Source organism: Chryseobacterium sp. OSA05B (genome assembly GCF_019970065.1).
GTDB lineage: Bacteria > Bacteroidota > Bacteroidia > Flavobacteriales > Weeksellaceae > Chryseobacterium.
This window is the reverse complement of record NZ_JAHXYH010000005.1, coordinates 199,272-220,980: the sequence shown is the minus strand read 5'-3', so window position 1 is coordinate 220,980 and position 21,709 is coordinate 199,272. Positions and strand designations below refer to the sequence as shown.

Below are 21,709 nucleotides of genomic sequence, written 5' to 3'. Positions count from 1 at the left end.
AATTAAGAAACATTCATATTAAATTTTAATTAGAAAACATTAAGGCAGTATTTCCTGTCTTAATGTTTTTGCTGTTAAAGAGATTGTTGCCGGAAACTGAAAGGTCAATAGTGAATTTTGCTTTGCAAGTGAATGGTAAATTTTAGAGTCAAGATATCAGATATCAGATATCAGATTTCAGACATGAGATCTTTTTATAGCAAATTTTGTAAACGATATGACCACAATCAACCAAACTCTCCATTGAATCTCGTACCCGATTAACTCGTATATCCTCAAACCCGAAACCCGTACCTCGTACTCCCGAAACTCAATGAAATCATTATTTAAAAGCCTTTACCGAAAACGGAGAAAAAATGAATCATTCATCAAATACCTGATGTGGATCATCCATCTTTGGCTGGGGCTTCTGTCGAGTAGTATTGTGTTTGTGATGTGTCTTACCGGATGTCTGTATGCCTTCAAAAATCAGATCACAGACCTTTACAATAAAGACCTGGTTTATATTACTGCAGGTTCATACGTTGCCCATACGCCGGATCAGATCCAGGCCGGGTTGCTGAAAAACGGAAAAGAACTTACAGGACTTCTCATACCGGATCGCAAAAACAGAAGTTATGTCGTTTCCTACCGGGAAAACCAGTTGGATAAAAGTTCGTACTATAATCAATATACCGGTAAGATTCTGGGGCAGGCTGATACGGGAGCCAACCGCTTTTTTGAAGTTGTTCTCGATATTCACCGAAATCTGATGATGGGAAATGCCGGACGGCAGATTGTTGGAGCATCTGTCCTGGTGTTCTGTCTGCTGTTAATTTCCGGATTGATTCTATGGCTGCCCAAAAAGCTGAAGTTCCTGAAACAGGGACTCGCCGTAAAACTTAAAGCGAAGTTCCAGCGTGTGAATTACGACCTGCACAATACATTAGGTTTTTATACCTTTCTCATGCTTTTCTTTATTGCAGTTACTGGATTATATGTCACGTATCCCTGGGTGAAAAACGGTCTTATTGTAAGCTTAGGCGGTTCATCGATTGACCGTATTGCCGAAGAAAAAAGCGGTGATGATCCTTTCGGAGGACTTCTTAAGGATATGCTGCAGAAACAGGATGAAAAAAAGAACCTTAAAAATACAGCTTCAGCATCTATAGACAAGATTCTCGAGCTTTCCAACAAGCAGCTTCCTTATACAGCGGTGACCAGTATCGAACTTCCCAATAAAGAAAATCCAAGATACGTTGTCATCAAGACGAATACCCAAAATTTCCTGGGGATGATGCTTCCGGATGAAATCACTTTCGACAAAACCGGAGTCTTTAAAACCAAAGAATTGTTTTCAGCTAAACCATTGAATAAACAGTTCACCGCTTTAGTCAAACCACTGCATACAGGCGAAATCATGGGACTGCCAAGTATCATTCTGTATTTCATCGTTTCATTGATTGGATGCTCACTACCCGTGACAGGATTCCTGATCTGGTGGCACAGATTTAAGAAAGGAAACGGGAAGATGGAAGCTGGAAGTTCATCAAAATCAAAGTAAAATTTTACCTGAGCTGGGGATGAAATATTTCTGTTTTTAAATTATGTCTGGAAGTTTAAGTTCTGAAGAAATGCCTGGCAAGGTTTTACAAGAGATTGATGGATATCTATTCTTCTTCTAAAACTGTTGATATTCCAATGAAATTAGAGTTACCTTCAGGTGTAGATGTTGAAACTAAAGTGTGATAATTTAATGATCATTATTATACAATCCTTTTTCGAAAGAAGAGGGATTTTTTGTACTTATTTTGAGAATTTTAAAATTAACATTATTAGGTATTGCAAGGTTCTGTTTTAATTGTATATTTGAAAAAAAAGAACTATGAAAAGAATCCTGTTAATAATGTTGTTTATCAATGTGTGTGTAATTGCGCAGACTCAAAGATTTATTTATGAAATGCAATTTAAGATGGACAGTGCAAAAGAAGGACATGAAAAAATTAACTTCGCATTAGACATCAATCCAAAAGATGTAAAGTTCTATGAATACGATTATCTTAAGGCAGACTCTATTAATAAAGCAAATGGAAATTATGCACATCATTACGGAGGCTGGTTTCCGTCAGTAAAAAGAGACAGAAACTCATTTAAGAATCAAAATTATGAACTAGTAGGGCACGATATGTTTTCCTTTCCATCTGAAGATAAAATAAGCTGGAATTTAACCAACGAAACGAAGAAGTTCGGTGAATATACATTACAAAAAGCGACTACGAATTTCGGAGGTAGAATCTGGACGGCATGGTTCAATAAAGAAGTAAATATTTCAGAAGGTCCGTATAAATTCCGGGGACTTCCGGGCTTGATTTTTCAGCTGGAAGATTCTAAGTCAAATTATATTTTTACACTAGTTAAAAACAGCAATTTAAAAGAAACGTACAATACGGTTGGTTTTCTTGAAACATTTTACGGAACAAAACCATTGGAAATATCAGAGAATATAAGAATCAGAAAAAAAAAGGAATTCTATGATGATCCGTTGAAGGATATGCGAAATGAATATAAGGATAATATGAAGGGAGAAATGAATGTAATGGGAACTAAGATTACAAGCAAAGAACAATTCAACGAGCTCAATAAAAAAGTTCAGGAAATGATGAGGAAAACCAATAATCCAATTGAACTTAATAAGGCCATGAAATATTAATCATAATTACCCATAAACGAACCTCAAAACTCTGCCACTTCGGCGGAGTTTTTGATGGTTAAGAATTGATTAAAACTAATAATATGGCTAATAAAGATAAAAGTATTTTTGAAAAATTTTCAGACTGGGCAACCAAATTTACAGGCAGTTCGTATGCATTTCTCGGTGCAACAGCTATCGTTGTAGCTTGGGCGTTTTCAGGACCTGTTTTTCACTATTCCGAAACATGGCAGCTCGTGATCAATACCGGAACTACCATTATTACCTTCCTGATGGTTTTCTTAATTCAGAAAGCACAGAACAAAGACTCCAAAGCGATACAAATCAAACTGAACGAACTTCTGGCCGCCAATGAAAAAGCAAGTAACAGAATTGTAGATATAGAAGACCTCACAGAAAAAGAACTGGATCAGCTTCACTGTTACTACGAAAAGCTGGCAGATTTTGCGGAAGAAGACGATGACATCCATACCTCTCATTCTATTGATGCTGCTAAAAGAAATCAGAATTATAAACACGATTTTTTTAAAAGGAAACACGAAGAATGGTTACAGAAACAGCAACAAAAAAAGGAATCGTAATGATTCCTTTTTTTATATAATTAAGTCTTGAAAATTATTTTCTCAGGAAATATCCGAAATAGCTACAGCTTCCTGATAGTCCTTTCAGTGTTTCCGTATCTGCATACTGGGATTTCAGCTGGGCAAAATACGTTCTGTATTTTTCATTTCTGATATTGTCCAGTTCAGTCTGGTGAGCCTGTTCCTTTTCAGAATATTTAGGATCTGAATAGTCAATCGTCTTTACATTTTTCGCTTCATACTGATAATACTTTCCTTGCTCTGCACTGGCCATCTGGAAAAGAACCCTTGCTCTCTGTTCCTTGTCTTTGGACAGTTTCAGGGTCTTTTGATAATAATTGATCGCGAGGTCAAAATTATCCGGTTCGATATAAGTAGTATAAAGGAAGTTCTTATAATAATACTTGTAAGGATTCTTTCTGTCTGTGTTCCAGAAGTCATACTTTCCACCATTGCTGTTATCGATATCCATCACGAATAATTGACGGTAATAGCCTAAGCAGGAAGTATTGTACATTAAGTTTCCGATAAGCTGGCTGGCTGTGGCTGCCTTTTCATCAGTTCCGTTGCTGATCTTCTTCAGCTGGATCAATGCATCTGCCAGTTCCAGTTTATTCATGCTGTTTTTAATGAAAGGGAACGAAGTGTAATCTTCAGCCTCCATACTTTCAGTTTCCGCACTTCCGAAACTTTCCCATACATTGTGCCCGAAGACCAGATTGGAAATATCTCTGAATCCATTGTATTCGCCGGCTGCATATTGTTTCGCAGTGATCTTTTCACCTTTATCGGTCCAGTCATAATTCATTCTTGGAATTCCTGCAAAGCCCTGAGCTTTTTCGTAATATGATTTAGCCTTTTCAAAATCTGCCTGTTTCATGGCTCTGTCTCCATAGATCATGCTGAAGAATGCATCAATATTTCCTACGTTGTCCATATTTTTGGCGATGATCTGCTGTTCAAACTGGGTCTTGTTCGGTTTCTTGTAAAAGTCTTCAACGCTTTTTACCAGACTTGAATTCGGGTTGTACTGAAGATCGGAAAGTTTGTTGTTCATTAAGAACGATTTTCCATCCTCACCCTGTAAGAAGTATCGGTTGGCAAGAACATCTTTAAGGAAGTCTGCGGTAGATGGAGTTTCACCGTAGTAGTCATAATCTGAAACGGCTGCAGTATCTTTCTTCACTTCTTTTTTAACGAAATAATCTGCATAGTCTTTCATCAGATGATCTTCGAATTCAGCATCAACTTTAGGATGTGAAACGATATCATTCAGGACTTTCATTCTTTTTATTTCTTCCAGATATTCCGGGTTCGTTGTTTTGATATCTTCCAGGATCTCGGAACTAGCTTTATAGTCTTTTTTCAAAAACTTAAGATAAGCATCGGCGATCTGCCAGTATTCATCCTTGGATACTTTCTTGGTTTTCTCAGTGAATTTTTCCAGGTTGTCCAGATAATCTTTCGTTTTTTCATCGTAGCCGTAACCTGATTTGGTGTAAAACGGAATTCGGTCCGGATTGTTCAATAGCTCGTTGTCGCTCTGGTCATTTTTACCACCATCTGCGCTGTCAGATTTTGAACCTCCGAAAAGATTTTTGAAAAACCTTACAATCTTTTGCCAGAACGAAAGCTTCTCTTCTTTTTTTACTTCTGCAGTTGCAGGTTCAGATTTTGTATCGGTAGAAGCTTTGTCGTGGTCATCCGCATTTCCTTTTTGCATATAGACATTATCTGAAGCATCAGAAGTATAGTAATAGATCGGCAGATAACTTCTTTCAAGCTCATTGATGCTTCTTACCGCCATTACTTTTAGGATCTCAGAATCAGGATTGATGTCGTACATCTTTTCCATGATGGGAATAGGATCTGTGAAACCCTCGTAGCCTAGCAGGAAGTAAGCCATGTTCTTTTCATCGCTGGTACCCGCTCTTTTCATGATATTACTGAAAGAAGCCGTATCCGAAAGCTTCATGGAAACGAAAGCAGATTCCTTACGGTCTTTGCTGTTCATAAAAACCTGGAAGAAATTCCAGTTCGCATCACTGTTCATTTCCTTTCCTCTCTGAGCACCGGCAAGCTGATCAAGCGCCATAAAATACACGGCACCTTTCTGTTTGATCGGTTCAATATACGTTTTGAAAGCTTCCAGTGCGGCATCATAATTTCTCGTGTAATGATTGAAACGCACCAGTTGATATCCGTAACGCTGCTTGATCTCCGGATTTCTTGTGGCATTGTATAAAGATGTCAGTGCATTGACTGTTTTCGCGTAATCAACGGAAGTGGCATTGAGATTTTTTGAAGGACCATTGTTGTAAAAAGAATCCGGGCTTTCCACATAATTGATGCTCATGTAAGGCTCCAGATATTTCGCTTCAATTAAATAATCGATGCCCTCCTTATACTTTTGGTAGAATCCTGTTCCCAGTTTCTGCAGAAGAGGATTGCTTGGCGTTCCGTTTTTCAAAGCATTCAAATCTGCCATGCTTATTTTGTACACCAGATTCTCTGTTTCCGCATAATTGAGCTGGTTGTTGAAGAATTTCTTCCACGTCTCAATATTATCGTCAGGAATCGTCATGTTTTTATAATCACCGTAGAACCTGTTGGAATACGTGAGAAGAAAAGGAAGATAAGATTTATCCTTAATGATGCTCTGCGTAAACAGGTTGAAGTATTCATAATCGGGGTCTGACCACGCACAGGCGTCAGATTTGGTATAAAACAGCGATAGAACCGCCAGTGAAAGAATATACTTTTTCATATAGTTGAGGGTGTTTTTATTTTTATAATTAAATGTGATCAGCAGGATTTAAAACCTGCTTAAAGTGCTCAATCTGCGGGAGATAAAATTTTAAAAATCCCGGTTACTTACAAATTTACTATCTAATTGATAATAAATTACATTAAAATCAGGTATTTTTTTCTCCAGAAAACGAACGACGTCTTCCAGCTGTTCAACAGAGATTTCCTCCACCTTTATCCTGAACCCTTTGCTCAGAAAACTCCCGAAATAGAAACCGTCTTTCGTAATCTCGACCTCATTGTCGGAGATCTTTTTAAATCCTGGGGTTTTAAGATCTTTTCTGGAAAGAGCATTGATTAATTTATGCTTTTCAAGATGATTGGTAACAATTCCCCAGGAGTAGATCGGCAGCGCGACTTCAATTTTCTTTACAGGATAATCCTCAAGTTTGGAGAGGTAGCTTTTTAAAATCGTGACATCAAGGATAGAATTCTTATTGGAGTTTTCCAATGGCGAGGAAGTAGAGTAGCACATCAGGTAGACTTTTTCTACAGGCGGAACCCCGGTCTGGTTTTTATCTTTAACCTGATGAAGGCGTAAAGTACATGTGATTTCTTTTCCGGAAACCCTTTTCAGTTCTTTTAAGAATTTAAAATAATCATCTCTGGTTCCGGCTGTCCAGTCACAGTCGATCTGAATTTCATTGTTGATTTTTAAACCGTATTCTTTGGATTTCTTCTGAACCAGATCATGAATATTTTTTGCCAGAAATCTGATCTCATCCGCTGAGATCCGGTACATCGACTGATTGGTAATGAAAACCGTCGGAACAATCTGTTTGTCCGTTTGGAAACTCTTGTCTTTCGTAATCACGGCAACCGGCTGAAACTGTCCGCCGATTTTATCTATATCAAAAAATCTTGTGTATATATAAGGAATTGACGCCTTGTCCAAAACTTTCTTCTCTTCCTGATCCAGCTTAAGGTGAGTCTTCCAGTAATAAAAAGTATAAGGATGGTTCTTTTTCCCGCCGCATGAAACAGCGAGAAGGAGGATCAACAGGAACTTTAATGTTTTCATTTCTTGTACAGTTTGCTTTCGCAGGTACAGGTGTCGTTGGAAGCGCTTTCCATGGAAGAGCAGCAGTCTTCAGATTTCTGGATGTTTCCTTCTTTATCGGTAAGGTAGATATTGTCTTTGTCAAATTTCACATAAAAGTTTTCGCCATATTTTTTGAAAACCACCTTCATGACTTTTGGGTTGTATTTTCCGGCATTCATTTCTTCGGTAGTTTTGGTTCCATCGGCCTGATTGACCTGAACAAACCCGAAATAAACATCACCGTTTTTCTTCACATCCAGATAATAAGATGGGGTTCCAGATCCGCTGAATCCTTCAATGATATTAAAACTTCTGTGACCGACAAATGGTGCTTTTGTCTGTGCAAAAGATAAAATGCTGATGCATAAGATCACTAAGCTGAAAATCTTTTTCATATTTTTTTTTTTCAAAAGTAAAAATATTTAAGCAAAAATGAAACCGTAAAAACCCGGTGATTGGCTGTTTGAGGTTATTGTAGCGTTTTTTTTTAACCACAAAAGCCACAAAAGCTTTTTAAACACTTTAGTTATTTTAAAGTTACATACATTACGGATATAAAGTACATTTAAGTTTTATGAAAATCTTCGATTTTCTTACTTATGTGATCTTACTGTTTTCAGCATCATAAAACTTTTAAATTAAACTAAAGTGTTCTTAAGTGTTTAAATGAATTAAATTTTTTGTTTAATAAATTGAACCATTAAGCTTCATTAAGTTTTTAAAAATATTACGGCGAGCTTCGCTTTAAGATGTACTGCTAAAAAAAATCATTATATCTTTCCTTAATTTTTCTTATCTCCTTTATTGATCTTAATGTTTTAAAAACCAGCCTACATCAGGCATCTATTTGAAATTAAACATATCGAAGATCAGCACAAAAAGTACAATGATCACTCCAATTAGGGGTGATCATTGTATAAATTGATTTAAAATTCAGATTAAAAAACAGTGGCTGCCAGCTGAATTCTTGCATACTTATTTGATGGATTCCACATGGCCATCATCGCAACCGGAAGACTGTAATGTTCCGTGATTTTGACGGTCTTGCTGGCTTTTACCCCAACGTTAACAATGTCAAAACTGTTTTTGCCGTTTCCATACAGGAAATTCCTGTCGTTCAGCGCAAATCCTGCACCGATGAAAGCATCCAGATTGACTTTCTGTCCTGCAATGACGGGATAGCTTACCTGAACGTAGGTCGAATACTTATTCTTTTTATAGCTTCCGTCAGATTCCAAAACCACTTCTCCTGCATTGGCTCCTCCGTACAGCATGATGTCAGCTTCAATATTCATTGGGAAAGAAGGTCCGAAAGTATAATTGGTCCTAAGATCAATGATATGAGCCGTTCTTGTTCTAGAATAATGGAATATGTCTTCTGAGGCAACCGCAGTATTGATGTTTCTGGAATTAAAAAGATCCCAAAGCCCGATATAAAGCCTTCCGTCTGAATACTGGATGTAATAATTGATCTCTTTATAATGTGTTCCGTCTTTGTCATCCGTCAGGGAAGAGGCACCCCAGATTCCGGCTTTCCATTTCTTTTCCGCATCGAAGGCATACGACAGATTTCCCATGACGACTGGTTTATCTGTAATGATCAGACCTCTCCATAAGTGGTTATTCTGAATATTCGCCGTGAAATCGAGTCTGTTGTTTTCCTTAGGTTCAGTGTTCTCCTGAGACCATAGTTTTCCTGTGCCCAAAATAATCAGGCATACTATTTTTAAAACTTTCATGGATGTATTTATTTTAAGATTCCATATAGAACTGCTGCGATAATACAGCCCAGAATAGGGCCTGCAACAGGAATCCAGGCGTATCCCCAATCACTGCTGCCTTTTACGGGAAGTATGGCGTGCATGATTCTCGGGCCTAAATCTCTGGCGGGATTAATGGCATAACCGGTGGTTCCACCTAAAGATAAACCGATAGCCCAAACCAGTAAGGTAACAGGAAGTGCTCCCACGGAGCCAAGTCCTACTTTAGCCGTTGGATCTGCATTCAGAGCAATGCTGGGATCCGAAAAATGAAAGATGACGAATACCAGGACAAACGTTCCGATGATCTCACTGATGAGATTGGAGAACGTATTCCTGATCGCGGGACCGGTACTGAAACAGGCCAGTTTAGCACCTCCGTCTTCGGTAATGGAGAAATGGTCTTTATTAAAAAGCCATACAAGGAAGGCTCCAAGCATTGCACCGAGAAACTGCGCAGCAATATACGTGGGAACCAGATCCCATGAGAATTTTCCTGCAACAGCCAGCCCGATTGACACGGCTGGATTCAGGTGAGCACCACTTACCGGTCCTGCTACTGTAACGCCTACAAAAACGGCCAATGCCCATGCCGTTGTAATGACGATCCATCCTGAATTATTTCCTTTGGTATCCTTTAAGACAACATTCGCTACAACGCCGTTGCCTAATAATATCATAAGCATGGTGCCTATGAGTTCTGCGGTAAATGGGTTCATGAGTAGTTTTTTTAAGTTTAGGATTTAATCTTCTATCCAGCTTTGGGAACGCTTCACAGCTTTATTCCAGAAATGGATCATATTATCTGCTTTTTCCTTATCCACTTTCGGAAGGAAATCTTCGTCTACAATCCATTGGGATTGAATTTCGTTGATGTCTTTCCAGTATCCTACTGCCAATCCTGCAAGATACGCTGCCCCTAAGGCTGTTGTTTCAAGGGTTTTCGGTCTTGTAATTTTGAAACCGAAAAGATCAGACTGGATCTGCATCAGAAGGTCACTTGCAGAAGCGCCGCCGTCTACTCTAAGCTCAAGACTTGGTCTTCCCGAATCCGCTTCCATAGATTTTACAATATCATACACCTGGAATGCAATTCCTTCCAAAGTCGCTCTTGCGATGTGTCCGTTGGTTGTTCCACGGGTTACGCCTACAATCGTTCCTCTGGCATATTGGTCCCAATAAGGAGCTCCCAATCCTGTAAGTGCGGGTACAAAATAAACGCCTCCGTTATCTTCAACACTTGCTGCCAGATCATTCACTTCTTCAGAGGTACGGATTAGTTTCAGTCCGTCTCGCAGCCACTGTATGGCTGCTCCACCTACGAATACACTTCCTTCCAGTGCATAATTTACTTCTCCGTTAATTTTCCATGCTACAGTTGTAAGAAGATTGTTTTTAGAAGAAACCGCTTCTTTTCCTGTGTTCATGAGCAGGAAACATCCTGTTCCGTAAGTGTTTTTTACCATTCCTGGCGTGATGCACATCTGTCCGAATAATGCAGCCTGCTGGTCTCCTGCAATTCCTGCAATAGGAATTTTAGTGGAAAATAGAGTGGTTGCCGTTTCTCCGTAAATTTCACTGCTCTGTTTTACTTCAGGAAGAACAGATCTCGGAATGTCGAATAAATCCAACAGTTCCTGATCCCATTCTAAGGTGTGAATGTTCAGAAGCATGGTTCTGCTTGCATTGGAGACATCAGTGATGAACATTTTTCCGCGGGTAAGTTTCCAGACCAACCATGTGTCAACGGTTCCGAAACATAATTTTCCTTCTGCCGCTTTTTCTCTTGCCCCTTCTACGTTATCCAGGATCCATTTTAATTTGGTTGCAGAAAAATAAGCATCCAGAACTAATCCTGTTTTTTCTTTGATGGTTTCGGCGTGCCCCTGTTCTTTTAATTCATCGCAATATTTGGAAGTCCTTCTGTCCTGCCAGACAATCGCGTTGTAAATAGGTTCGCCGGTTTCTTTATCCCAGACAATGGTTGTTTCACGCTGATTGGTGATTCCTATGGCAGCGACTTCCAATCCGGAAATGCCTGCTTTAGCGATAATTTCTGCGGCAACGGATATCTGGGAAGACCAGATTTCGTTGGGATCATGCTCTACCCATCCCGGAGTAGGGAAGATCTGTTCAAAATTTTTCTGGGAGATGTATTCTATAGCTCCGCTGTGGTTGAATAAAATGGCTCTGGAGGATGTCGTCCCCTGGTCCAGAGCGAGAATCAGTTTTTCCTTCATACTGCAAATTTTTAGTTATGAGTAATAGTTTTGGGAGAGTAAGGCGTTAATAAATATCCTTGTGCTAATTCAATAAATTCTTTTTCCTGATCATTTGCCCATTCCTGAGAATATCCTTTTTCTTTGGCAATAAGCTGTGCAATCGTGTGGGCACTATCGATAGCAGCTCTTGCGTCTAAAAATAAAAGTCGGACTCTTCTGGCGAGAATGTCTTCGATGGTTTCTGCCATTTCATGTCTTATGGCCCAAACTGCTTCCGCAATAGTGAAAGCATGATCGGGATGTATCTTTTTGGAATATTGCGGGTCGCTGTTTTGCAATGCTTTTATAGCTGGGATATCAGATCCGTACACATAAAGGTGGCTGGTACGGTCTACAAGTTCTGCTTTTATATTCCCGTGAATAGACATGTTTTCTGTTTGAGAAGGTCCTCCGTTTAAATGAAGAATTTCTACCGCTTTATCTACAGTGTCCTGTGCCATTTTACGGTACGTGGTCCATTTTCCACCGATGATGGAAACCAATCCTGTATCTGAAGTAATGACTTTGTGGCTTCGGGAAACTTCTTTTGTGTTTTTACCTCCTTCTTTGGGTGCGGCAAGCGGTCTCAATCCGGCGAACATAGATTTTACGTCTTCTCTCGTTGGTTTCTTCGCTAAATATTGTCTGGCTGTATTCAGAACGAAATTAATTTCAGATTCCAGAGCATGGGGTTCAAAGTTTGGGCTTTCCAGAAGGGTGTCCGTTGTTCCTACCAATGCTCTGTCGTGCCATGGAACCACAAAAAGAACTCTGCCGTCTGATGTTTTAGGGATCATGATGGCATCATCACTTTTCAGAAAAGATTTATCCAATACCAAATGGATGCCCTGGCTTGGAACGACAAATTTACCGTGCTTAGGATTATTCATATTCAGAATATCATTCGTGAATACGCCTGTTGCATTGATCACTGCTTTTGTACGAAGCTCATACTGCTGGTTTGAAAACTGATCTTCTGCTTTTACGCCATTTATTTTTCCGGAATCATTTTTCAGAAGGCCGGTCACTTTCATATAATTAACGGCACTTCCTCCTTTTTCTATAAGAGTCTGGGAAAGATTGATCGCTAATCTTGCATCGTCAAACTGTCCGTCCTGATACACCACACCGCTTGCGAGGTTGTGTTGTTCAATTGTCGGCAGCTTTTCAATGGTTTTGGCTTTGCTGATGTATTTTGTTTTTCCAAGGCTGAGTTTTCCGGCAAGGAAATCATAAACAGACAATCCTATCTTATAGTAGATGCCTCCCCACCATGTATAGTTGGGAATAATAAATGACTGGTTTTTGACTACATGTGCTGCATTTTGGGCAAGCAGTCCTCTTTCTTTCAGGGCTTCCTTTACAAGTCCTACATCTCCCTGGGCAAGATATCTTACACCGCCGTGCACCAGTTTGGTGCTTCGGCTGGATGTTGCTTTTGCAAAATCGTGGGACTCAAGGAGCAGGGTTTTAAATCCTCTGCTGGCTGCATCTAATGCTGAGCCCAGACCACTGGCTCCACCTCCTATGACAATAAAGTCCCATTCCTGCACACTGGTCAGTTTACTAAGTTCTTCGTTTCGTTTCATAAATGTTTCGTTTATGTTTCGTTTTCAAATGTATAAATTAAAAACGAAACTAAAAAGAAAATAAATGAAATTTTATCGGTCTCGGAAAAAAATGGTATTTTTGATGAAAGAATCAGAATGGAAAAGTTAATACCAAGGCACGATGATATATTAAAGGAACTGGATGAAAAAGGGCATGTTCTGGTACAGGATCTGTGCGAGAAGCTTAATGTTTCGTCAGTTACGGTTCGAAAGGATCTGAATTATCTCGAAAGTCTGGGTTTACTTTTTCGAAACCATGGAGGTGCGAGTAAGCATGTGCGTTATGCTTATGAAAGGAACGTAGATGAAAAGGAAACCATCAATGTAGAAGCGAAGCAGAATATTGCGAAAGCGGCTTTGCAGCTTATCCAGGAAAATGACTGTATCATTCTGGCTTCAGGAACCACGATGCATTATCTGGCGAGGATGCTGGTGAATTTCGGTCCGCTTACGGTTCTTACTTCTTCTTTAAGGGTGGCACTGGAACTTTGCAATAATCCTAATATTAATATTATACAATTAGGTGGGGAGGTGAGGAAGAGTTCTACTTCTATTGTAGGGTCTATCTCAGAAACGATCCTCAGACAGTTTTCCTGTAATAAGCTCTTCCTTGGGGTAGATGGTATTGATATGGAATTCGGGATCAGTACTTCAAATGCCGCTGAAGCTCATTTGAATCAGCTTATGATAGAATGCTCGGAAAAGGTGGTCATTCTTGGTGACTCTTCTAAACTGAACAAAAAAGGTTTCGGCAAGATCGCGCCTCTGGATAAAATAGATTATCTGATCACGGATAATGGGATTTGCGATGAAGATAAAGCCGGCCTGGAAGAAATAGGGGTTTCGGTTATCGTGAAATAAATTTCTGCTTCATTTCTTTTTTAAGGACAAAATAATTTCTCTGAAAATTTCATCCGGATTTTTTCAAAATGATCTAATCGATTAAAAATCAAAATATTTTACTCAAAATATTTGTCAGTTATAAAAATATTCATAAATTTGCACACTCCATTTTAGGGGCGTAGTATGCCTATATCAAAAGTAGAAATTACTTCAGACTTCCTAAAAATGTAGAAATAGAAAGATAAATTTTATTATAACATAAACAATGTCAGGTATTATTGGTAAAAAAATCGGTATGACGTCTTTGTTTAACGAAGAAGGAAAAAACATTCCTTGTACAGTTATTCAGGCGGGTCCATGCTCGGTTTTACAGGTCAGAACCATAGAAAAGGACGGCTACAAGTCAGTTCAGTTAGGTTTCGATGACAAGAGTGAAAAGAACGTAGGTAAAGCGTTAGCTGGCCATTTCAAAAAGGCTGGTTCTGCTCCAAAAGCTAAGTTGGTAGAATTCTACAGAGAATTCGTAGACGAAGTAAAAGTAGGAGAAGAAGTAAAAGTGAACTTATTCGCTGAAGGTGAATTCGTTGACGTAACAGGAACTTCAAAAGGTAAAGGTTTCCAAGGTGTTGTTAAAAGACATGGCTTTGGAGGTGTAATGCAAGCTACTCATGGTCAGCACAACAGACTTAGAGCTCCAGGTTCTATCGGTGCTGGATCGGATCCTTCAAGAGTATTCAAAGGAATGAGAATGGCGGGTAGAATGGGAGGTAAGCAGGTGACTGTTCAAAACCTTCAAGTATTAAAAGTGGATCAAGAACAAAATCTTTTAGTAGTAAAAGGTGCTGTTCCGGGAGCTAAAAATTCTTATGTAATTATCAGAAAATGGAACTAGTAGTATTAAATACATCAGGAAAAGAGACCGGAAGAAAAGTAACTCTAGACGAATCAGTATTCGGAATTGAGCCAAATCAGCACGCGGTTTACTTAGAAGTTAAACAGTACCTTGCAGCACAGAGACAAGGGACTCATAAATCAAAAGAAAGAAGCGAAATTACTGCTTCTACTAAAAAACTTAAGAAGCAAAAAGGATCTGGTTCTGCTAGATATGGTGATATCAAATCTCCAACTTTCAGAGGTGGAGGTAGAGTATTCGGACCAAAACCAAGAGACTACAGATTCAAATTGAACAAAGCTCTTAAGAGATTAGCTAAAAAATCTGTTTTATCTCAGAAAATGAGAGACAACAGCATCAGAGTAATGGAAGATATGAGCTTAAGCGCTCCTAAAACTAAAGATTTTATCTCTATCTTAAATGCATTGGCATTGAACGATAAGAAATCTCTATTCGTTCTTCCTGAAGCTAACAAGAATGTGTATTTGTCTTCAAGAAACTTACCTAAAACTAAAGTAATGAACTTCAACGAAATTAGTTCATATGACTTAATGAATGCAGGTGAGATCGTATTCTTAGAAGGTGCAGTTGAAAAATTCCAGGAAAATTTAAAGAAATAAATCATGTCACTTATTATTAAACCAGTTATCTCAGAAAAGGCTAATTACCTTACAGATTTAAGAGGTTCTTATTCTTTCTTAGTAGATCCTAAGGCTAATAAGATCCAGATTAAAAAAGCTGTTGAAGCAGCTTACGGTGTAAAAGTAGCAGACGTTAATACAATGATTTATGCTCCGAAGGTTTCTTCGAAATACACTAAAAAAGGTCTTCAAGTAGGAAAGACAAACAAATTGAAAAAGGCGGTAATCAAGCTTGTTGAAGGTGAGGTTATCGATATTTTTGCTGTAAATTAATTATTAATTATAAATAATAGTAATGTCTGTTAGAAAATTAAAACCTATCACCCCAGGACAGAGATTCAGAATTGTTAACAATTTTGAGGAAATTACTACCAACAAACCAGAGAAATCTCTAACAGTTGGTATTAGTAAGTCAGGTGGACGTAACCAAACTGGTAAAATGACCATGCGTTACACCGGAGGTGGACACAAAAAGAAATACAGAATTATCGACTTCAAAAGAAACAAGCATGATGTTGAAGCAACGGTAAAAACTGTAGAATATGATCCAAACAGAACTGCATTTATCGCTTTATTAGAGTACGCAGACGGAGAGAAGAGATACATCATCGCTCCAAACGGTATCAAAGTAGATCAGAAGGTAGTTTCAGGAGAAAGCGTAGAACCGAATATCGGTAACGCAATGAAATTGAAAAATATTCCATTGGGTACTGTTATTTCTTGTGTTGAAATGAAGCCTGGACAAGGTGCTATTTTAGCAAGAAGTGCTGGTTCTTCAGCTCAACTTACTTCAAGAGACGGAAAATATGCAATCATCAAATTGCCTTCAGGAGAATCAAGAATGATCCTTACTGAATGTTATGCAATGATTGGATCTGTTTCTAACTCTGATCATCAGTTAACTGTTTCAGGTAAGGCTGGTAGAAGCAGATGGTTAGGTAGAAGACCTAGAACTAGACCGGTAGTAATGAACCCTGTAGATCACCCAATGGGAGGTGGTGAAGGTCGTTCTTCAGGAGGTCACCCAAGATCTAGAAATGGTATGCCTGCTAAAGGTTACAAAACCAGAAAGAAAAACAAAGCGTCTAACCGTCATATCATATCTAAACGTAAATAATTATGGCAAGATCACTTAAAAAAGGACCATTCATTCATCATACTTTAGATAAGAAGGTTCAGACAAACATAGAGTCTGGTAAGAAGACAGTTATCAAAACTTGGTCTAGAGCGTCTATGATCTCTCCAGACTTCGTAGGACAAACTATTGCTGTACACAACGGGAAATCTTTTATCCCTGTTTATGTTACAGAAAACATGGTTGGTCACAAGTTAGGCGAATTTTCTCCAACAAGATCTTTCAGAGGTCATGGTGGTAATAAAAACAAAGGAAGTAGATAATCATGGGATCAAGAAAAAGAGAAAGTGCATTAGCACGTAAATTAACAAATCAAGATGTAGTAAAAGCATTACATAACGATTGCCCTTCTTCTCCAAGAAAGATGAGATTAGTAGCTGATATCATCAGAGGCGTAGAAGTAGACAAAGCTTTATACATCCTAAAATATTCAAAGAAAGACGCTTCTAATAAATTAGAAAAAGTTTTACTTTCAGCAATGGCCAACTGGCAAGCTAAAAACGAAGGTGCTGATATCGAAGAAGCTAATCTTATCGTTAAAGAAATTTTTGTAGACAGTGCAAGACAATTGAAGAGACTAAGACCAGCTCCACAAGGTAGAGGGTATAGAATCAGAAAAAGATCAAACCACATTACATTAATCTTAGGTAATAAAGAAAATTAATCAAGGTATGGGACAGAAGACAAATCCAATTGGTAACAGATTAGGTATCATCAGAGGATGGGATTCAAACTGGTTTGGTGGTAAAGATTATGGAGACAGAATCGCTGAAGACTACAAAATCAGAAGATACCTTGAAGCTAGATTATCTAAAGGTGGTATTTCAAAAATTTATATTGAAAGAACTTTAAAATTAGTTACAGTAACTATTACTACTGCTAGACCGGGACTTATCATCGGTAAAGGAGGTCAGGAAGTTGATAAATTGAAAGAAGAATTGAAGAAACTTACAGGTAAGGATATTCAAATCAACATTTTCGAAATCAAAAGACCTGAACTTGACGCAGTACTAGTAGCAGATAGCATCTCTAAGCAGATTGAAAACAGAATTTCTTACAGAAGAGCTGTTAAAATGGCGATGGCAAGTACAATGAGAATGGGTGCTGAAGGTATCAAAGTTCAGATCTCTGGTAGATTGAACGGTGCTGAAATGGCAAGAAGCGAATCTTTCAAAGACGGAAGAATTCCTTTGTCTACTTTCAGAGCTGATATCGATTACCACTGGGCTGAAGCTCACACTACTTACGGTAGATTAGGAGTGAAAGTTTGGATCATGAAAGGAGAGGTTTACGGTAAAAGAGACCTTTCTCCACTAGTGGGACAACAGAAAAAAGGAGGTCCTTCAGGAGGCGGAAACAGAGGTGGAGACCGAGATAACAGAAGACCTAGAAAAAATAACAATAATAACAATAATAATTAAAAATTTTAGGTTAGAAATTTTGAATTTTAAATTACCGTTACTTTTTTAAAATATAAAAAATCTAAAATCTAAAATCTAAAATCTAAAATTTAGAAATTATGTTACAACCAAAAAGAACCAAATTCCGTAGAGTTCACAAGATGAAGATGAAGGGGATTGCTCAAAGAGGTAATCAACTGGCTTACGGAACATTTGGAATCAAAGCTATAGAAGGTGCTTGGATCACTGCAAGACAAATCGAAGCTGCTCGTATCGCTGCGACTAGATATATGAAGAGAGAAGGTCAGCTATGGATCAAAATCTTCCCGGATAAGCCTATTACTAAGAAACCAGCCGAAGTAAGGATGGGTAAAGGTAAAGGTGCTGTGGAATATTGGGTAGCTGTAGTAAAACCAGGTAAAATCATGTTCGAAATCGGAGGAGTATCTTACGAGATCGCTAAGGAAGCTTTAAGACTTGCTGCACAGAAATTACCGGTAATTACTAAATTCGTAGTTGCTAACGATTTTGTTAAACCTCTATAATCTTTGATACAATGAAACAAGCTGATATTAAAAATTTAAGCGCGGGTGATATTCAAGCAAAACTTGCTGAATTGAAAACTCAATATTCAAAACTGAAATTGGCTCACAAGATCAGTCCAATTGAAAACCCGATTCAAATCAGAGATTTGAGAAGATCGATCGCTAGACTAAACACTGAGTTAACCACTAAACAACAATAAGATTTTCATACATTATGGAAAGAAACTTAAGAAAAGAAAGAATCGGAATAGTTTCCAGCAATAAAATGGAAAAGACCATTGTTGTAAGTGAGACTACGAGAGTGAAGCACCCGATGTACGGTAAATTCGTATTAAAGACGAAAAAATATACTGCACACGACGAGAACAACGAATGCACAGAAGGAGATACAGTTCTTATCCAAGAAACTAGACCTTTGAGCAAGAGCAAGAGATGGAGATTAGTAAGAATCATTGAAAAAGCTAAGTAATAATGTTACAAACAGAATCAAGATTAAAAGTTGCTGATAACACAGGTGCGAAAGAAGTACTAGTTATCAGAGTTCTGGGAGGAACCAGAAGAAGATATGCTTCAGTTGGTGATAAAATCGTTGTTACTATCAAGGATTCTACGCCATCAGGAAATGCTAAAAAAGGTCAGGTATCTAAAGCTGTAGTAGTAAGAACTAAAAAAGCAGTAAGAAGAAAAGATGGTTCATACATCAAATTCGAAGACAATGCTTGTGTATTACTAAACGCAGCGGGAGAAATGAGAGGAACGCGTGTTTTCGGACCAGTTGCTCGTGAGTTGAGAGACAAAGAATATATGAAAATCATTTCATTAGCTCCTGAAGTACTTTAATTTTTAAAATTTTTAAAAGAAAATGTCAAAGTTAAAAATAAAAAGAGGAGATAACGTCATCATTACTACTGGTAAGAAAGATATCAAAGGTAAGACTGGTGAAGTTATTGAAGTGATCAAAAAAGAAGGAAAAGATCCTAGAGTTATCGTTGCCGGTCTAAACATCGTTAAGAAACACGTTAAGCCTTCAGCTTCTAACCCTCAAGGTGGAATCACTGAAAAAGAAGCTTCAATTCATATCTCAAACATCGCTCTAGTTGGTAAAGACGGAAAAGCGGTTAAAGTTGGTTATAAAATCGACGGAGATAAGAAAGTAAGAATCGATAAAAAAACGGGTGAAACTTTATAATTTGAATTAACACATGGAATTTATAGCAAGACCCAAAAATATATACAAAGAGAAAATTGTTCCTGCAATGATGGAAGAATTTGGGTACAAATCTGTAATGCAGGTACCTAGATTAGAAAAAATCATCCTATCTCAAGGATTAGGTGATGCCACTGCGGACAAGAAAATCATTGATTACGCTGTAGAAGAATTAACGATGATTACTGGCCAGAAAGCAGTAGGTACCATCTCTAAGAAAGACGAAGCGGCTTTCAAATTGAGAAAAGGTATGCCTGTAGGTGCTAAAGTAACATTGAGAGCTCATAAAATGTATGAATTCTTAGACAGACTTACTGCTTCTGCTTTACCACGTATCAGAGATTTTTCTGGTATCAAAGCAGACGGGTTCGATGGTAGAGGTAACTACAACTTAGGTATTACTGAGCAGATTATCTTTCCTGAGATCGTAATTGACAAAGTGAAAAAAATCCAGGGGATGGACATCACTTTCGTTACAACTGCGAAAACAGATAAAGAAGCGAAAGCATTATTAACTCACTTCGGTTTACCATTTAAAAAGAACTAAGAAATGGCTAAAGAATCAATGAAAGCGCGTGAGCGCAAAAGAGAAGCACTAGTTGCTAAATACGCTGACAAAAGAAAAGCTTTAAAAGAAGCTGGTGACTATGAAGGTCTTCAGAAATTACCTAAAAATGCTTCTCCTGTAAGATTACACAACAGATGTAAACTAACAGGTAGACCAAGAGGGTACATGAGAACTTTCGGTCTTTCTAGAGTAACGTTCCGTGAAATGGCCAACAACGGTCTTATCCCGGGAGTGAAAAAAGCTAGTTGGTAATAATTACTAATTAATCGGGACAATTAAGTTGTCTGGATACTAAAGAATAAAAATATCAGACCCAAGTTTTTCTGAAGTCTGATATTTTAATCTTCAAGTCCCTTCAATACTGATTGTCTTTAACCAATAATTTAAAATAGAAAAATGGTAACAGATCCAATTTCAGATTTCCTAACAAGAGTAAGGAACGCACAAAGCGCAGGCCACAAAGTGGTGGAGATTCCTGCATCGAAAATCAAAAAGGAGATTACTAAGATCTTATTTGATCAGGGTTATATCTTAAACTTTAAGTTTGAAGAAAGCGCTGTTCAAGGTACGATCAAAATCGCTTTAAAGTATGACAAGCAAACTAACAAGCCGGCTATTAAATCTATCCAGAGAGCTTCTAGACCAGGTTTAAGACAGTACAAAGGTTCTACAGAACTTCCAAGAGTACTGAACGGTTTGGGAATAGCTGTTATCTCTACTTCTAAAGGAGTAATGACTGACAAGAAGGCTAGAGAAGAAAAAGTAGGCGGTGAAGTAATCTGCTATGTTTATTAATTTTTAATCAGAGGAAAATGTCAAGAATTGGTAAAGCAATTATAACAATTCCAGCTGGAATTACAGTCACTGAAAATAACAGTGTTGTAACGGTAAAAGGTCCTAAAGGAGAACTTTCTCAGGAGCTTACAGCAGGAATTACTTTAGAACAAAAAGATGGCGAACTTACAGTAAGCAGACCGTCTGAGTCTAAACAACACAAAGCGCTTCACGGTTTATACAGAGCGTTGATCAACAACATGATTATTGGTGTTGCACAAGGTTTCGAAAAGAAACTAGAACTAGTAGGGGTAGGATATAGAGCTTCACACACAGGTCAAAAACTTGAGTTAGCTTTAGGATTCTCTCACGGTATCGTATTGGAACTTCCAAGCGAAGTAAAAGTAGATACATTGACTGAAAAAGGTAAAAACCCAATTATTACTTTAGCGTCTCATGACAACCAACTTCTAGGAATGGTAGCTGCAAAGATCCGTTCTTTCAGAAAGCCTGAGCCTTACAAAGGAAAAGGTGTAAGATTCCTGGGAGAAATTGTTAGACGTAAAGCTGGTAAATCTGCTTAATAAATTATAAGTATTATGGCATTAAGTAAATTAGAAAAAAGAATAAGAATCAAAAGAAGAGTAAGAGGAAAAATCTCTGGATCTTCTGAATTGCCAAGATTATCTGTATATAAAAGTAATAAGGAAATTTACGCTCAGTTAATCGATGATAAAAATGGTACAACATTAGTTTCCGCTTCTTCCAGAGAGAAAGGTGTAGACGCTAACGGTACTAAGACTGAAGTTTCTGCTGCTGTTGGTAAAGCTATCGCTGCTAAAGCTATCGCTGCAGGAATCGAAAGTATTGTATTTGACAGAAACGGTTTCGTTTACCACGGAAGAGTGAAAGCTCTTGCTGATGGAGCGAGAGAAGGAGGACTTAAATTCTAA

The 21,709-nt window shown here is 38.1% G+C and carries 28 protein-coding genes and 1 pseudogene; 22 read left to right on the top strand and 7 right to left on the bottom strand.

The genetic code is table 11. From position 1 onward, the window contains the following. Window positions 1-313 precede the first annotated feature (313 nt). The 4 genes and pseudogenes from LC419_RS19170 (at window position 314) to LC419_RS19155 (ending at window position 3,270) form a co-directional block, all read left to right on the top strand. Window positions 314-1,543: a PepSY domain-containing protein gene (locus LC419_RS19170; RefSeq protein WP_223608848.1), complete on the top strand. Its 1,230-nt coding sequence runs from the start codon at window positions 314-316 to the stop codon at window positions 1,541-1,543. 86 nt (window positions 1,544-1,629) lie between these two features. Then, window positions 1,630-1,728: pseudogene (locus LC419_RS19165) on the top strand (30S ribosomal protein S10); the annotation flags it as partial. A 136-nt stretch (window positions 1,729-1,864) separates the two neighbouring features. Continuing rightward, complete coding sequence (locus tag LC419_RS19160) at window positions 1,865-2,689, top strand: GLPGLI family protein (protein ID WP_223608847.1); 825 nt, start codon at window positions 1,865-1,867, stop codon at window positions 2,687-2,689. 83 nt (window positions 2,690-2,772) lie between these two features. Further along, window positions 2,773-3,270, top strand: coding sequence for a low affinity iron permease family protein (locus LC419_RS19155; protein WP_223608846.1), 498 nt, complete (start codon window positions 2,773-2,775; stop codon window positions 3,268-3,270). A gap of 34 nt (window positions 3,271-3,304) precedes the next feature. Here the strand turns inward: LC419_RS19155 and LC419_RS19150 are convergent, their stop codons facing one another. The 7 genes from LC419_RS19150 to LC419_RS19120 form a co-directional block, all read right to left on the bottom strand. Further along, a complete protein-coding gene (locus tag LC419_RS19150; protein ID WP_223608845.1) occupies window positions 3,305-6,037 on the bottom strand; it encodes a hypothetical protein in 2,733 nt (910 codons plus the stop codon). Window positions 6,038-6,127: 90 nt separating this feature from the next. Then, window positions 6,128-7,099: a hypothetical protein gene (locus tag LC419_RS19145; RefSeq protein ID WP_223608844.1), complete on the bottom strand. Its 972-nt coding sequence runs from the start codon at window positions 7,097-7,099 to the stop codon at window positions 6,128-6,130. Further along, window positions 7,096-7,515, bottom strand: a complete 420-nt coding sequence (locus LC419_RS19140; protein WP_223608843.1) for a hypothetical protein — start codon at window positions 7,513-7,515, stop codon at window positions 7,096-7,098. The genes LC419_RS19145 and LC419_RS19140 overlap by 4 nt, the downstream gene beginning before the upstream one ends. A 543-nt stretch (window positions 7,516-8,058) precedes the next feature. After that, on the bottom strand, window positions 8,059-8,859 hold the full coding sequence (locus tag LC419_RS19135; protein WP_223608842.1) for a hypothetical protein: 801 nt from the start codon (window positions 8,857-8,859) through the stop codon (window positions 8,059-8,061). Window positions 8,860-8,867: 8 nt separating this feature from the next. Then, entirely contained in the window at window positions 8,868-9,599 is a 732-nt protein-coding gene (locus tag LC419_RS19130; RefSeq protein WP_223608841.1) for an MIP/aquaporin family protein, read from the bottom strand. Between the two features lie 24 nt (window positions 9,600-9,623). Next, window positions 9,624-11,120, bottom strand: coding sequence for a glycerol kinase GlpK (glpK, locus tag LC419_RS19125; RefSeq protein ID WP_223608840.1), 1,497 nt, complete (start codon window positions 11,118-11,120; stop codon window positions 9,624-9,626). Between the two features lie 11 nt (window positions 11,121-11,131). Further along, on the bottom strand, window positions 11,132-12,730 hold the full coding sequence (locus LC419_RS19120) for a glycerol-3-phosphate dehydrogenase/oxidase (RefSeq protein WP_223608839.1): 1,599 nt from the start codon (window positions 12,728-12,730) through the stop codon (window positions 11,132-11,134). A 117-nt stretch (window positions 12,731-12,847) separates the two neighbouring features. Here LC419_RS19120 and LC419_RS19115 point away from each other — a divergent pair, with 117 nt between their 5' ends. The 18 genes from LC419_RS19115 to rplR all read left to right on the top strand — a co-directional run bounded on the left by LC419_RS19115 (window position 12,848) and on the right by rplR (window position 21,709). After that, window positions 12,848-13,612, top strand: coding sequence for a DeoR/GlpR family DNA-binding transcription regulator (locus tag LC419_RS19115; RefSeq protein ID WP_223608838.1), 765 nt, complete (start codon window positions 12,848-12,850; stop codon window positions 13,610-13,612). Between the two features lie 247 nt (window positions 13,613-13,859). Continuing rightward, window positions 13,860-14,486 (top strand): 50S ribosomal protein L3, encoded by a 627-nt coding sequence (gene rplC / locus LC419_RS19110; RefSeq protein ID WP_034725991.1) that lies wholly within the window; start codon window positions 13,860-13,862, stop codon window positions 14,484-14,486. Beyond that, window positions 14,477-15,106: a 50S ribosomal protein L4 gene (gene rplD, locus LC419_RS19105; RefSeq protein WP_047454297.1), complete on the top strand. Its 630-nt coding sequence runs from the start codon at window positions 14,477-14,479 to the stop codon at window positions 15,104-15,106. Before rplC ends, rplD begins: the two co-directional genes overlap by 10 nt. A 3-nt stretch (window positions 15,107-15,109) precedes the next feature. Then, complete coding sequence (gene rplW / locus LC419_RS19100; RefSeq protein WP_034702844.1) at window positions 15,110-15,400, top strand: 50S ribosomal protein L23; 291 nt, start codon at window positions 15,110-15,112, stop codon at window positions 15,398-15,400. Window positions 15,401-15,422: 22 nt separating this feature from the next. Next, the gene (rplB, locus tag LC419_RS19095; protein ID WP_034702846.1) at window positions 15,423-16,244 is read left to right on the top strand and encodes a 50S ribosomal protein L2; all 822 of its coding nucleotides are present in this window, start codon (window positions 15,423-15,425) and stop codon (window positions 16,242-16,244) included. A 2-nt stretch (window positions 16,245-16,246) separates the two neighbouring features. Beyond that, a complete protein-coding gene (gene rpsS, locus LC419_RS19090) occupies window positions 16,247-16,525 on the top strand; it encodes a 30S ribosomal protein S19 (RefSeq protein ID WP_034702850.1) in 279 nt (92 codons plus the stop codon). A gap of 2 nt (window positions 16,526-16,527) precedes the next feature. Further along, window positions 16,528-16,926 (top strand): 50S ribosomal protein L22, encoded by a 399-nt coding sequence (gene rplV, locus LC419_RS19085; protein WP_034702853.1) that lies wholly within the window; start codon window positions 16,528-16,530, stop codon window positions 16,924-16,926. Between the two features lie 7 nt (window positions 16,927-16,933). Next, window positions 16,934-17,683: a 30S ribosomal protein S3 gene (rpsC, locus tag LC419_RS19080; protein ID WP_223608837.1), complete on the top strand. Its 750-nt coding sequence runs from the start codon at window positions 16,934-16,936 to the stop codon at window positions 17,681-17,683. Window positions 17,684-17,781: 98 nt separating this feature from the next. Continuing rightward, complete coding sequence (gene rplP, locus LC419_RS19075) at window positions 17,782-18,207, top strand: 50S ribosomal protein L16 (RefSeq protein WP_047454300.1); 426 nt, start codon at window positions 17,782-17,784, stop codon at window positions 18,205-18,207. An 11-nt stretch (window positions 18,208-18,218) separates the two neighbouring features. Beyond that, a complete protein-coding gene (rpmC, locus tag LC419_RS19070; protein ID WP_034725985.1) occupies window positions 18,219-18,407 on the top strand; it encodes a 50S ribosomal protein L29 in 189 nt (62 codons plus the stop codon). Between the two features lie 11 nt (window positions 18,408-18,418). Then, the gene (rpsQ, locus tag LC419_RS19065) at window positions 18,419-18,676 is read left to right on the top strand and encodes a 30S ribosomal protein S17 (RefSeq protein WP_053073319.1); all 258 of its coding nucleotides are present in this window, start codon (window positions 18,419-18,421) and stop codon (window positions 18,674-18,676) included. Window positions 18,677-18,678: 2 nt separating this feature from the next. Then, complete coding sequence (gene rplN, locus LC419_RS19060; protein ID WP_007839504.1) at window positions 18,679-19,047, top strand: 50S ribosomal protein L14; 369 nt, start codon at window positions 18,679-18,681, stop codon at window positions 19,045-19,047. 22 nt (window positions 19,048-19,069) lie between these two features. Then, window positions 19,070-19,396 carry a 50S ribosomal protein L24 gene (gene rplX / locus LC419_RS19055; RefSeq protein ID WP_034725983.1) on the top strand — a complete coding sequence of 109 codons (327 nt, stop codon included), beginning with the start codon at window positions 19,070-19,072 and terminating at the stop codon, window positions 19,394-19,396. Window positions 19,397-19,409: 13 nt separating this feature from the next. After that, entirely contained in the window at window positions 19,410-19,961 is a 552-nt protein-coding gene (rplE, locus tag LC419_RS19050; RefSeq protein WP_223608836.1) for a 50S ribosomal protein L5, read from the top strand. Window positions 19,962-19,964: 3 nt separating this feature from the next. Then, window positions 19,965-20,234 carry a 30S ribosomal protein S14 gene (gene rpsN, locus LC419_RS19045; RefSeq protein ID WP_034702868.1) on the top strand — a complete coding sequence of 90 codons (270 nt, stop codon included), beginning with the start codon at window positions 19,965-19,967 and terminating at the stop codon, window positions 20,232-20,234. A gap of 144 nt (window positions 20,235-20,378) precedes the next feature. Further along, the gene (gene rpsH / locus LC419_RS19040) at window positions 20,379-20,777 is read left to right on the top strand and encodes a 30S ribosomal protein S8 (RefSeq protein ID WP_034725979.1); all 399 of its coding nucleotides are present in this window, start codon (window positions 20,379-20,381) and stop codon (window positions 20,775-20,777) included. 17 nt (window positions 20,778-20,794) lie between these two features. Further along, the gene (gene rplF, locus LC419_RS19035) at window positions 20,795-21,340 is read left to right on the top strand and encodes a 50S ribosomal protein L6 (RefSeq protein ID WP_223608835.1); all 546 of its coding nucleotides are present in this window, start codon (window positions 20,795-20,797) and stop codon (window positions 21,338-21,340) included. A 15-nt stretch (window positions 21,341-21,355) separates the two neighbouring features. Further along, window positions 21,356-21,709 (top strand): 50S ribosomal protein L18, encoded by a 354-nt coding sequence (rplR, locus tag LC419_RS19030; RefSeq protein ID WP_034725976.1) that lies wholly within the window; start codon window positions 21,356-21,358, stop codon window positions 21,707-21,709.